At 54.5% G+C, this 12,881-nt stretch carries 11 protein-coding genes; 9 read left to right on the forward strand and 2 right to left on the reverse strand.

Going from position 1 to position 12,881, the window contains the following annotated elements:
* Nucleotides 1–198 precede the first annotated feature (198 nt).
* The 3 genes from AC3Y2E_RS18825 to AC3Y2E_RS18835 all read left to right on the forward strand — a co-directional run bounded on the left by AC3Y2E_RS18825 (nt 199) and on the right by AC3Y2E_RS18835 (nt 3,924).
* Nucleotides 199–1,566, forward strand: coding sequence for a hypothetical protein (locus AC3Y2E_RS18825; RefSeq protein ID WP_379213006.1), 1,368 nt, complete (start codon nt 199–201; stop codon nt 1,564–1,566).
* A gap of 262 nt (nt 1,567–1,828) precedes the next feature.
* On the forward strand, nt 1,829–3,121 hold the full coding sequence (locus AC3Y2E_RS18830) for an ABC transporter substrate-binding protein (RefSeq protein ID WP_379213008.1): 1,293 nt from the start codon (nt 1,829–1,831) through the stop codon (nt 3,119–3,121).
* A gap of 26 nt (nt 3,122–3,147) precedes the next feature.
* The gene (locus tag AC3Y2E_RS18835) at nt 3,148–3,924 is read left to right on the forward strand and encodes a DUF3891 family protein (RefSeq protein WP_379213010.1); all 777 of its coding nucleotides are present in this window, start codon (nt 3,148–3,150) and stop codon (nt 3,922–3,924) included.
* Between the two features lie 248 nt (nt 3,925–4,172).
* On the opposite strand, the gene AC3Y2E_RS18840 is transcribed toward AC3Y2E_RS18835, so the two are convergent.
* Nucleotides 4,173–4,499, reverse strand: a complete 327-nt coding sequence (locus tag AC3Y2E_RS18840; RefSeq protein ID WP_379213012.1) for a YnfA family protein — start codon at nt 4,497–4,499, stop codon at nt 4,173–4,175.
* Between the two features lie 306 nt (nt 4,500–4,805).
* Here AC3Y2E_RS18840 and cyoA point away from each other — a divergent pair, with 306 nt between their 5' ends.
* The 4 genes from cyoA to cyoD all read left to right on the forward strand — a co-directional run bounded on the left by cyoA (nt 4,806) and on the right by cyoD (nt 8,747).
* Entirely contained in the window at nt 4,806–5,732 is a 927-nt protein-coding gene (gene cyoA, locus AC3Y2E_RS18845; protein WP_379213014.1) for a ubiquinol oxidase subunit II, read from the forward strand.
* A gap of 67 nt (nt 5,733–5,799) precedes the next feature.
* Nucleotides 5,800–7,797 (forward strand): cbb3-type cytochrome c oxidase subunit I, encoded by a 1,998-nt coding sequence (locus tag AC3Y2E_RS18850; RefSeq protein WP_379213016.1) that lies wholly within the window; start codon nt 5,800–5,802, stop codon nt 7,795–7,797.
* Nucleotides 7,790–8,413: a cytochrome o ubiquinol oxidase subunit III gene (cyoC, locus tag AC3Y2E_RS18855; RefSeq protein ID WP_379213019.1), complete on the forward strand. Its 624-nt coding sequence runs from the start codon at nt 7,790–7,792 to the stop codon at nt 8,411–8,413. Before AC3Y2E_RS18850 ends, cyoC begins: the two co-directional genes overlap by 8 nt.
* Nucleotide 8,414: 1 nt before the next feature.
* Nucleotides 8,415–8,747, forward strand: coding sequence for a cytochrome o ubiquinol oxidase subunit IV (gene cyoD, locus AC3Y2E_RS18860; protein WP_379213021.1), 333 nt, complete (start codon nt 8,415–8,417; stop codon nt 8,745–8,747).
* Between the two features lie 589 nt (nt 8,748–9,336).
* Here the strand turns inward: cyoD and pdxR are convergent.
* Nucleotides 9,337–10,773 carry a MocR-like pyridoxine biosynthesis transcription factor PdxR gene (gene pdxR, locus AC3Y2E_RS18865; RefSeq protein ID WP_379213023.1) on the reverse strand — a complete coding sequence of 479 codons (1,437 nt, stop codon included), beginning with the start codon at nt 10,771–10,773 and terminating at the stop codon, nt 9,337–9,339.
* 261 nt (nt 10,774–11,034) lie between these two features.
* On the opposite strand from pdxR, the gene AC3Y2E_RS18870 reads away from it, so the two are divergent.
* Entirely contained in the window at nt 11,035–12,009 is a 975-nt protein-coding gene (locus AC3Y2E_RS18870) for a carbon-nitrogen hydrolase family protein (protein ID WP_379213025.1), read from the forward strand.
* A 192-nt stretch (nt 12,010–12,201) separates the two neighbouring features.
* Entirely contained in the window at nt 12,202–12,753 is a 552-nt protein-coding gene (locus AC3Y2E_RS18875) for a hypothetical protein (protein ID WP_379213027.1), read from the forward strand.
* The last annotated feature ends 128 nt before the right edge of the window (nt 12,754–12,881 follow it).

Consider the following 12,881-nt stretch of genomic DNA (forward strand, 5'->3'; position numbering starts at 1 on the left):
CGATTTCCGGATCGGGAGACGTTAGGGGGGAGAAGGCAAGCGACTCGGTCTGAACGGTTTTCTTGCACCGTCATACTCGCATGCTGCGTAATACTCGAAGGGATAAATATCATTTTTTCCCAGACAAGTCATATCCGCGCCTATGGAAAGTTGGTATAATGAGGACATGTTGGAATTTATCCCAGGGGGAATTTATATATGAAGCAAAGTACAAAGCGGGAGGCGGCGGCCGGGAGAGGAGCAGCCGATATCGCAAGATCCGGTCAGACGGGGACGGCGGCGATGAACCCGTTTCACCGCTCCGGGACTGCTGCGCTGCATAATGCCCATCGGACGGTCGGCAATCGCGCCGTGCAGCGGATGGTGGCGAAGACGATGAGCCCGGATACGGATACGGAGGCTCGAAGCGGGACCGGCAGGGCCGTCGTACAGCGGATGCCGGATGTAAGCAGCTTTAAGAAAAGTACGGCCGTCACGTTCATGAGACGGAGCAAAATTAAACAAGTCGACCAGGCGCTTGCCGCCTATAACGCGCTCGGCGAGCGGGAATATGCGAATCGGAGCGCCGGACTGGGCGCGATTATTCAAGAGTGCGATACGTATCTCGCTCATCCGAAAGCCCATCCGGGCCGGGTTCCCGGCGTAACGGATCTGTTGGAGCACGCCCGTAAAGAGCTTGTTGTTATGGACATTTTGACCGAGGCGGATAATCTGAAAGGGGCCGACAAGTTTTTGAAGCTGTATGAAGCCCACGACGCTTGGCTCCTCGTCAAAGATACCGTGCCCAGATTGGATAAATACGATATCAATCAAATTTTGTTCGATAGCTTGCAGGAGCTGCGGAGTACGCCCGGCGAAACCGAGAAAGTGCTGCAGCATGAACTCGCTCAGCTCCAAGAAATTATGAACGACGGCGACACCCCGGAAATTACGAGAAAGGCGCTCCAGGAAATACTCGGCAATCTGAACAAGATTCATATGAACGCGATGCTGCCGGGGGCCCGGTTCACGAACGAGAAAGAGAAGCAATCGGGCATTACGGAGAAGTATGTCGTCAATCATAACTTGAATGCGCCGGGAGGGTCGGCGGAAAGGCTCGGGTCGCTTGCGCACGAATTGACGCATGTCTCGATCTCCGAGCAATTCGGCAATACCGCGCTTTTCTTCGCTTTTGACCCCGGGACGAGCGACGATGACGTTATGGCCTTGGTAGAGAAGCGCCACCGGGACTTGGACGCATTGATTGCCGCTATGGATGTGGGCGGATTTGACAAGGAGCAGGCCGACCTGCTGCGGATGAAGCTCGAATATCCGCGCAAAGGCGGCAGCGGCGGCGTGTTGAAGTACGTCTCCTCGTTTTTCCAAAGTAAGAAAATTACGAGGGAAGAGAAGGAGAAGGCCGAGGCGCTTGTAGCCAAAGGAATGGATAATACGGTCATCGAATTCGACACGGTCATCAACCAGATGCTGATTTATATGCATCAATGGAAAATTCCGCAGGACAACCCGTTTTATGTGCTGCTGCAAACGGTCGCCCAAGACGCCTACGATCACCGTATGGGGTAGACACGGGACAGCTGTTCGTCTCCGCCTTGCAGCCCGTTCTATCTATCAAGCGAGAGCAGCCTCCCTTCATTTGCCGGGAGGCTTTACTTTTGATTGTTGCAGGCGAATCCGGATGTCCGTTCATGCATAAATTAACATAAAAACATATATTTACATCCCGGAGGATCATTGCTACTATTTGGATAACCGCATCAGGACCGTGTGTGGAAGGCGCAACGAAACCTAATATTTCAGGGGATTTGAAATCAGGGAGGGGAGCACAATGAGCCGCACAATAGGAAAAGTAATGTTGGTAGCGCTTGCAATCGCTTTGCCGGCCGCCGCTTGCAGCAAAGCGGCCGAACCTGCGGAGACGAAGCCTCAGACCGCCGCTCCGGCTGCCGCGGAGCCCTTGGTGCTCGGAATGCTGGGCAAGCCGGATGCCGGCATCGTCAAAATGCTGGAAACGAAATTTCCGGACGCTCCGATCAAAGCCGTCTCGATCGATCCGAAGGCGATGGAGCAATGGGTGAGCGGCGGCGGCATGCCCGATCTGCTGCTTGATGTGGAGCGCATATCCATCCCTCCGTATCTCCTGGACCAGATTCAGCTGGACTTGAGCCCGTATATCAAAAAATCGAACCTTCCGCTCGACCGGTTCGAGCCGGGGCTGATCGACCATATCCGGGCGTACGGGGAAAAAAATCAAATGTACGCGCTGCCTGTAACCCGGTATTTATACGCCTTATACTATAACAAAGACGTGTTCGATAAGCTGAACGTCCCGTATCCGACGGACGGCATGAGCTGGGAGCAAATTTTGAAATTGGCCGAATCGGCGACGCGCTCGGTCGACGGGATCGCTTACCGGGGACTCGACCCGATGATGAGCCAATTCGGTCTGGTCAGCCTGATCGACCAGTTTTCCCTGAATGCGGTTGATCCGGCTACGAATCAAGCTTCCGTCTCGACGGATCGATGGCAGGGCATGGTGAGCCTGCTCCGCAGCATTTACGATATTCCCGGCAACCGGCCGGAGACGAAGTCGCTGCGCAAGCCGGACGATTTTCTGGCCAGCGGGAAAGTGGCGATGGCGCTCGGCATCGATCCGTCCGCCTTGTCCGGCATGAAGGGCAGTATCGATATCGTCACCTACCCGACCTTGCCGGACAAACCGGGCGTCGGTCCCGGCACCCGTACGTTAAACGCGATGATTACGGCCGGGTCCAAGCAGAAGGATAAAGCGTTCGAGCTGATCACGTATCTCGTCTCTCCGGAGGCGCAGTTGATGATGTCCGCCAGAGGGTTCGGAACGGTTTTAACCGATCCCGCAATCATGAAAGCTTACGCTTCGGACGTATCGGCGCTAAAAGGTAAAAACGTTCAAGCTTTCTTTAAAAACAAGCTGCCGCAGATCGGAGCGATCAGCCCGTACGAAGTGCTGGCGCTGCCTGTCCTGTACAGCGCCGTTCCGGAGCTGGTGACGGCTCCCGATCCAAAGCCGGTGTTGCAGCAGATCGACACGGCCATGAACGGGCTGATTCGGGCGGAGGCGGCCAAGCAGGTCAAAAAATAGACGATAGCGAACAGGAAGTGAACAAGATGATCGTACGTTGCACAGAACACGAGCTCGTATTGACCGCGCAGCACGATCATGCCCGGTTGTCGGGGGACATCGCCAGAGCATTCAGCCCTTTTTTGGAAGGCGACTCTTATCTGGAGGATGCGCTGGTTGCCGTGTATCAGCACGATATCGGCTGGATGCGGCTGGATGAGACGCCCGTATGGAACGATCGCGTCTCGCTTCCGTTTTCCTTTACGGATTATCCGCTGCTGCCGAAGCTCACTCACTATACGTTCGGACTGGACCAGGTAGAGAGCATGAATCCGTATGCCGCTCTGCTGTGCAGCATGCACTATTGTTCCTTCAGCGTATTCCAGGACAGCGCGGTAGAGGCTTGTATCGACTTCACGCGGCACGAACTCGAAAGGCAGCGGCGGATTAGTGCCGGGCTTGGACTAATGAATCGGGAGGAGCTCTTGAAGCAGCTCCAACTGCTTCAATTATGCGACCGCATCTCCTTGTACGTATGCATGAACGAGCCGGGGGCGGCCAAAGAAAAGGAACATCCGTGGTATAAAGCGGGTTTTAGCGATTCGGAGCGGTTTAGTCCCAAGGGGGACACCTGTCTGACGGCCAGGTGGATGAGCGATGCGGAAATTGAGCTGACTCCCAATCCGTTCGAGCACACGTTCCGCACCGAAATCATCCAGAGAACCGTCGATAAACGTCACATCGAACAGGTCGGGATCGCGGAAGCGTACGCCGATTCGGAGCCGGTGGTCCGGGAGATTGTATTTGCGGCGCGGAACGGATAAAAAAGAAGTGAAGCCTGTCTGGACCGCTCCCTCCCGCTAATCGTTGCGGATCTGTGAAAATGGACGGTGCAAAAAGAGCGGGAATGGCGGGTGTTGGAAAACATCGCCTTGAAGCGGGCTGGCCGACGCGCGCGAGAATATAAAACCGAACAAGATCACCCTTTTCCGGTGCATATGGGGCCTTCGCGGAACCCCGATGCGGGAAAAGGGTGTTTTTGGCGTTACCAGAGATCGGCTGCAGCTCGAAGTCAGCCTCTAGGCGCCCACAGCATGATGGATACCCCGGCGACACAAACCGCACCCCCGATCCAGTCGTACATATCGGGCGTTTTTTTATCGACAAACCATCCCCACAAGACGGCGAGAACGACAAACACACCGCCATAAGCCGCGTATACCCTCCCGAACGATGGAAAGCTTTGCAGCGTCGGAATGATGCCGTACAGGATAAGGATCAGGCTTCCGGCCACGCCATACCAGTACGACTTGGACTCCCGCAGCCAAAGCCAAACCAGATACCCCCCGCCAATCTCGGCAAGCCCCGCGATCACGAAAATGAATATTGCAGTCAACACGGTTGTGTCCCCTCTTCCGTTATGGAATCTCCTTGAATGAACCGGGCTTATTTTCAAAAAAAGTATAGAAGAAATGAGGAGACAGAGCAAGCGAAGCATCGGCCGCCGGTGCTGCAACGGGTGTGCACGGATGATCGATAGTCTGTCGGACTCGTTTGCCGGTTTTTGGATCATCCCATGTTTTGGATCATTTGTTTCGATTCGTTGAACATGGCCGGTACGGGGACGCCTTCAGCGGCTGGTGACGGGAATCACAATCCCGGGCTAAAGTGAGATAGGATTCAAAGTCGACAGGAGTTGAAAACATTGAAACTACCTAAAGCGATTCGTAGCGCAGGCGCCTTCATGATGTTCGCGCTGCTGTTGCTCGCGGCCACCGGCTGCACCGAAAACATCATCGTGCTGGACCCGAAAGGACCGATCGCCGCTCAGCAGCGGGATCTGATGGTTTTCTCGACGATTCTGTGCAGCATCGTGATCGTTCCCGTTCTGATCATGACGGCGGTTATTATTTGGCGGTACCGCGACAAGAAGGGGAGAGCGGCGAAATATACGCCGAACTGGGAGCATAGCACCAAGCTCGAGGTTACGTGGTGGAGCATTCCGATCGCGATCATTCTAACGCTGGGAATTGTGACAGCGAAGGCTACGTATGCCCTGGAGCCGTCCAAGCCGCTGGCGTCGGATCGGGAAACGCTGGTCGTCCAAGTGACCTCGCTCGACTGGAAATGGCTGTTCCAATATCCGGAGCAGGGCATCGCGACGATCAATGAGTTGAAAATTCCGGAGGATGTGCCGGTCCGTTTCGAGATCACGGCCGATTCCCCAATGAACTCATTCTGGATTCCGCAGCTCGGCGGACAAATGTATGCAATGTCCGGAATGGCGATGAAGCTCCACCTGCAAGCCGACGAGCGGGGGACCTACTGGGGATCGGGCGCCAATTTCACCGGCAAAGATTTTGCCAAAATGTATTTTGACGTAGAAGCGACCACGCAGGAGGAATTTGACAATTGGGTGAGCCAGGTGAAAGCAACCTCGCCTGCTCTTACGATGGACGGCTATGAGCAGCTCGTGAAGCCGGCCCCGTCGGAGGCGAAGACGTTTTCTTCGTTTCCGGAAGGATTGTTCGAGATGACGGTCACCAAGTACGCCTCGTCGCACCATCACGGCTTGTCCACGAATGAGCAGCAGCCGGCGGAAGAGCATCGGTCGAAAGGCCATCATCAATAGAAAAGATTCGGTCGCGGGGGAACGACAAACCCCGTGCGGAGTCTATCGTTAGGAGTGATAGTTGCTTATGTGGGAGAAAGTGAAAAGCTTTGCCACCGATTTCTTCGTTACCGGCGATCCGTTAATATACGGTGCGGATGTCAGCATCGTACTAACGGTAGCAGCCATCGTATTCGCCTTAACGTATTTCAAAAAATGGGGCTGGCTGTGGCGCGAATGGCTCACGACGGTCGATCATAAAAAAATCGGCATCATGTACATTTTGTCCGCATTCCTGATGCTGTTCCGCGGAGGGGTGGATGCGCTCCTGATGCGGGCGCAACTGGCCGCTCCGGAGATGAGCTTCCTGACGCCGGAGCACTACAACCAGATCTTTACGACGCATGGCGTCATTATGATTTTGTTTATGGCCATGCCGTTTATGTTCGGCTTGTTTAACGTCATCGTGCCGCTCCAGATCGGGGCGAGAGACGTCGCCTATCCGTTTCTGAACGCGCTGAGCTTTTGGCTGTTTTTCTCGGGGGCGATGCTGTTTAACCTGTCCTTCGTCATCGGCGGGTCGCCGGATGCGGGCTGGCTCGCTTATCCGCCTTATTCGGAGAAGATGTTTAATCCGGGCGTCGGGCAAGACTTCTACATTTGGGGCATCCAGATTTCCGGGATCGGCAGCCTGATGACCGGGATCAACTTTATCGTGACGATCCTGAAAATGCGTACGCCCGGCATGAAGCTGATGAAGATGCCGATGTTCTCCTGGTCGGTATTGTCGAGCTGCATCGCGATCATTTTTTCTTTCCCGATCCTGACCGGCACGCTGGCGCTGCTGTTCCTCGACCGGTATGCCGGGGCGCACTTCTTCACGCTGGACGGCGGCGGCAATCCGATGATGTATATCAATCTCATCTGGATGTGGGGACATCCGGAAGTGTATATTATCGTCCTGCCCGCCTTCGGGATTTTCTCGGAGATCGTAGCCACGTTTTCGAAGAAAAAGCTGTTCGGCTACAAATCGATGGTGTACGCGATGATGATCATCAGCGTCTTGTCGTTTCTCGTATGGGCGCATCACTTCTTCACGATGGGTTCGGGAGCGGACGTTAACGCCTTCTTCGCTCTAACTACGATGCTGATTGCGATTCCGACCGGCGTCAAAGTGTTCAACTGGCTGTTCACGATGTTCCGTGGCAAAATTACGTTCGAAACGCCGATGCTGTGGACCGTCGGTTTTATTCCTTGCTTTGTGATCGGCGGGATGACGGGCGTGCTCTTGTCGGTAGCGCCGGCGGATTTTCAGTTTCACAACAGCTATTTCCTGATCGCCCACTTCCATCAGGTCATTATCGGCGGAGTCGTATTCGGCTATTTTGCCGGCTTGTATTACTGGTGGCCGAAGATGTTCGGCTTTAAGCTGAACGAGCGGATCGGCAAATGGGCGTTCTGGTTTTGGAATATCGGCTTCTACCTGTGCTTTATGCCGCAATATGTCGTTGGGCTGATGGGCATGACGCGCCGGGTCGCCTCCTACGGATGGGACAAGGGCTGGTGGGAGATGAACCTCGTCTCCACGATCGGCGCAGGCTTGATGGGGATCGCTTTCCTGTTTCAGGTATGGCAGATTATGCATAGCGCCAAACGGTACAAAGTGAATCTGGATACGACGGGAGATCCGTGGAACGGACGGACGCTGGAATGGTCGATCCCATCGCCGGCACCCCATTATAATTTCGCCGTGCTCCCGCAAGTGTCCGAGCAGGACGACTGGTGGGAGCGGAAGCAACGCCGCGAACGGGGAGAACCGGTCCGAAGCGATTCGCACGATTCGCCGAAGCTGGAGCCGATCCATATGCCGAGCAACTCGGGGACCCCCTTTGTAATGTCGCTCTGCTGGTTCGTCGCCGGATTCGGGTTCGTATTCGACTGGACCTGGTTTGTCGTTGCAGGTTTGGCCGGCGTTGCGCTGTGTATGATCGCTCATTCGTTTAACTACAATACCGATTATTATATCCAGGTCGATGAAATCGAGCGCACGGAAGCTAGCGCAAGGAGGGGGCAAGCAGATGGCTAAAGGGTTGGATACCGTCCAATCTGCCGGATTGCCGGAGAAGGTTCACGAGCATCATCCGGATCTGGAAGGAATGCGCACGTTCGGATTTTGGATTTACCTGATGACGGACGTCATCTTGTTCGGAACGTTTTTCGCCGCGTATATCGTCCTTCAGGGCAATACGAACGGAGGTCCGGGTCCCGCCGATTTATTCCGGATCGGGGACGTCATCGTCAGCACGTTCATCCTGCTGACCAGCAGTTATACGTGCGGTTTGGCGCTGCTCGCGATGAACAAAGGCAGCAAGCGGGCGCTGCTCGGCTGGCTTGGCGTCACGGCTGTGCTCGGCATCGCGTTTCTGGGGCTCGAGATCGGCGAATTCGCTCATATGGTGAGTGAAGGGGCAACGATGGGGACCAGCGCCTTTTTATCGGCTTTTTATACGCTGGTCGGGACGCACGGCATTCATGTAACGATCGGAATCGTCTGGATGGCCGGTGCTATGCTCCAAATCTCGAGGCGCGGCATTACGCCGGTGACGAAGCGTAAAGTGAATATCATCAGCTTGTTTTGGCACTTCCTGGATGTCGTCTGGATCTTCGTATTTACGGTCGTATATTTAATGGGGGTGAGCTAAGATGGCGCAGACGAATCAGGCCACACATGCGGATCATACGGAAGCGCACGGTTCGTTCCGGTCGTACACGCTCGGTTTCCTGTTCTCGCTCCTCTTGACCGTTATTCCGATTGCGATCGTGCTGAACGGCTGGCTGGACGGGACGGCAAACGCGCTCGCGCTGATGGCAGCCGCAATTCTGCAATTTATCGTGCAGCTGTTATTCTTCATGCATTTGCGGGAAGAGAAGAAGCCGCGTTACAACCTGATCACCTTGCTTCTCGGTCTAGTCATTCTGCTCGTGATCGTGGCCGGGTCGATGTGGATTATGATGTATAATACGGTCGCCGTGTAAAAAGTCAAAAGGTTAGCGTCGGGAAACCGGCGCTAACCTTTTTCAATCGATGGAATGGTGGAGTTTGCTAAAGCGCTAAAGTGAACCGGGTCATTTTGAACAAAGAAAAGCTACCTCTTACGTTGGGGCACTCATCATGGGCGGGCGGCCGTTTAGGCCTCTTTGCCCGGCTTCAAGCGGAGAAGGAACCGAGCAAGAGTGGATAAGAGCGGTTTGAAGCTGCTAAAATCCGCGAAAAGGCTGCACACCCCACCAATTGGCTGAAATAAGAGGCGCAAACCGCCCCTATCCGTTTTAGATAGGCGAAAAGGCCGAAAATAGAGGGTGCAAAAGAGACTGTCAATTCATTGTGGACAACCAAGTGGAAAGGGAAAAGATTACCTTCTGGCGAGTTTTGTCTGGAATCCCCTACCTTACAATCCTTATGAAATCAAGGGATTCCGGACAATCTGTTTGAGCAGAAGAAGGTAACTTTTCACTTGGAACGGCCTGCTAACACTTCTACACAATGAATCGACAGTCTCGCAAAAGACTCCTATTTTGTCATACCGGGTCTGTCAAGCGGGCGAAACGGGCCCCAGCCCAGCCCTTATCCGAGAACCGCCCGAAGCGCTGCGGCAAACTTCATAATCCCCGGTCCTATTTGCTGCTCTCCCGCTCTCGCATACGTAAACCGCACATAACCGGAATCCGAGCCGTAGACGCTGCCCGGCACGAAGATGACGCCCCGGCGTATCGCTTCCTCCAGCAGCTTGCCGTCATTGACCTCCGGCTTCACTTTGCACCATAGATGCAAGCCTCCCCGCGGAACCGTAAACTTCACCAGATCTCCCAGTTCCGCGCGAATCGCTTCGATCAGCAAATCCCGCTTATACAGAAGCCGCAAACGCAGCCGCTCCAGATGAGGCGCAAAATAGTCTGAGTTTAAAAATTGCGAAGCGAGCTTCTGCGGGACGACGCTGAGCCCGAAATCCATCTGCTGTCTGGCATCGGCCAGCCGCTCGACAACGGAATGAGGCGCGACCAGCCAGCCGACACGCAAGCCGGACGCCGCCATTTTCGAGAAAGATCCGATATACAATACAGAGCCAAGCGTATCGATCGACTTGATCGGCGGGGGAGGCGTCTCCTCGTAGGCGGTCAGGCTGAACGGATCATCTTCGACGATCGGAAGGCCTAGCTCGCTTACCAGATCCAGCAGCCGCGCACGGCGTTCGGGGTCGAGAACCGCGCCGGTCGGGTTTTGAAAATTCGGGTTAAGAAACACCATTTTGATCCGGTGTTTTTTGTACAGCGCGCGAATGTCCTCCGGCTTGATGCCTTTGGAATCGACAGGCAGCCGGAACAACCGGAGGCCGGCCGACTGGAACATCGGGAGCGAATAACAGTAGGAAGGGTCTTCGATCGCAACGGCATCGCCGGGAGACAGCAGGCACTGGGTGATCAAGTACAAGGACTGCTGGGAGCCCGACGTGACGAGGATCGAAGATTCCGTCGTCTGGATCTGTCTGTATTTGTGCAGATACGATACTAACGATTGCCTCAGCGGGGTATAGCCATGCGGGTTGTCGTAACCCAGGTAAGAATTAAAGTGATTTCCGCTCAACAGCGAATTGATCTCCTCTACAGGCGACAAATCCCCTTCAAGCTCGCCGCTGGCGAAGTCGATCAGGGACGGGTTATGTCCGAGCGCTTCCCGAATCCGGCGCAGAAAAGGCACATTGGGCAAAAAGCTCCCGCCTTCGGCATACCGGCTCCAGTTCGGCGTATGTTTGGGAGTCGCTCCCCATTTATATTTGCTTACTCTCGTTCCGCTTCCAGACCGGCTCTCGATAATGCCAAGCGACCGGAGCTCGGCATAGGCCAATATGACGGTGCTGCGGTTCACTCCCAATTGCTCCGCCAATTTCCGTTCCGAAGGAAGGAGGCTGCCAGGCGGGAATTCCCCGTAAGAGATTCTCCGTTCGAGATCGTCGGCAATCTGCTGGTAGATTGGCTGGCCGTTCGAACGATCCGGTGTCCACATGGTCTGCACCTCCTGGGCTTAAGTTTAGAATGAAACTATATGGTGATTTTTATCATACCATTTGCGCCCCGTTTTTTTATAATAAACCTGACAAAATCTCTATCAATCTGTTGAACATGGAGGGTCTGTTTCGGATGAAGCGGATGGTACGATTCCCGCCGGTTTGGATGGTTCGTTTTTAGGCTCTGTCGTATATCATAGTAAATAGATAGGAATTGAATACGATCCGGATGCCTATCCGGAGTTCAAGGGGATGATGGAATGAAGGAACGTATCGCCCGTGTTGCTGTAGTGCAAGCCGCCCCCGTCCTTTTTGACAAGAAATCCGCCATGGACAAAATCGTAAGCCGTTCGAAGGAAGCGGCGGCGCAAGGAGCGAACCTCATCGTTTTCCCCGAAGTATTTCTATCGGGGTATCCGAGAGGATTATATTTCGGGACGCGGGTCGGCAGCCGGGAGGCGAGCGGCAGGCAGGACTGGCAGCGGTACTGGAGCAGCGCGATCGAAGTGCCGGGGGAGGAGACGGATCTTCTCGGCGAGCTGGCCGAAGAGCTGGGCGTTTATCTGATAATCGGCGTCGTGGAACGGGATCGGGAGTATAGCGGAGGAACGTTGTATAACTCGATCCTCTACATCGGGCCGGACGGTAACGTTCAGGGCAAACACCGCAAGCTGGTGCCGACAGGCTCCGAGCGTCTGTTATGGGGACAAGGGGACGGCAGTACGCTGACGGTGATCGACACCCCTTACGGCCGGATCGGAGGGCTGATCTGTTGGGAAAATTATATGCCGCTTGCCCGGACGGCGTTGTACGCCCAAGGCATCGATATTTTCATCACCCCGACGGCGGACGCCCGGGATACGTGGCAAGCGACCTTGCGCCACATCGCTTGCGAAGGCCGGTGCTTCGTCGTTTCCAGCAACCAATATGCGACCAAAGCTTCGTATCCCGCCGATCTGGCCTGCTATGACGACATCCGGGACGCCCCCGACGTGTTGAGCAGAGGCGGCAGTGCGATCGTCGGCCCGCTTGGGGACTATATCGTGGAGCCTTTGTACAACGAGGAAGGCCTATTGTATGCAACGCTCGATCTTTCTTTGGTTACGCAGAGCCGGTATGACTTCGATGTCGTCGGCCATTACAGCCGCCCCGACGTCTTTCAATTAACCGTGAACACGAAAAAACAGCGTATCGTTAGTCAGGAGGAGAAGTCCCCTTCGTGCAGCGACTCGTAACCGGTTCGGCCCCTTGCTGTGGAGCAGGGGGCTTTTTGTCGGCTTCATGCAGGGAGGGAAGCAGGCCGGAAAAGAGGTGAGGATTTATATGTCCGAATCGATTATAATGGATATAATTGTAGTGGGAATATATACCATCCTTATGTTGATGAAGATCGCTCCTATCGGCCTTTGTATCAGAAGGGGGAACGTATGAAACATATTATTATCATTTGCATCGTATTGGTGGCCGTCGTACTGTCGGGCTGCACAGATGATCCGGGGTTTCCGTCGCCGGAGGAAGCTATGGCCGGAGCGGGGATTCAAAGCAAAGGAATACTGAAACAAATCGAGCTTCAAGACGCCGCGCTGATCTTTTACCAGAAGAAGGAACCTGTTAAGGATGTTCATGTCGGAGCAGGTTTGGTGCGTAAAATGAACGGCAGCTGGACTTGGATGAACGGTTCGGAGGTACAGCGATTGACAGAGGCTCCGGTCACTTACAGATGGACCAATCTGGACAAAATGAATCAAGCGGGCAGCGGTTACCATATGTACTGGGGAATCGTCAATCAGGAGAACATCGCTAAGCTGCATATCAAGCAGAGAAAAGGCTGGGGGACGGATGCCGATGCCGAGCTGCTGGACACAGGGCTTGGATACCGGATCTGGTATCTGGTCTTGGATGAGTATTACGGCACCGTGCCGGGCGTGGATATGATCGGTTATTCGGCTGGCGGAGAGGTTGTATACAAGTACGAGTAAGGCAAATGGAACGAAGCTTACTACCGGGAGGAACCGAAGGGGTACGAATACACGGTGGCCGGAGTAAAAAACAAACGAACAAAAAGAAAGAAGCCGGCTCGGGGACCGAGAGGCTTCCGGTAGATTTT

This window comes from Paenibacillus sp. MAH-35 (assembly GCF_058135425.1).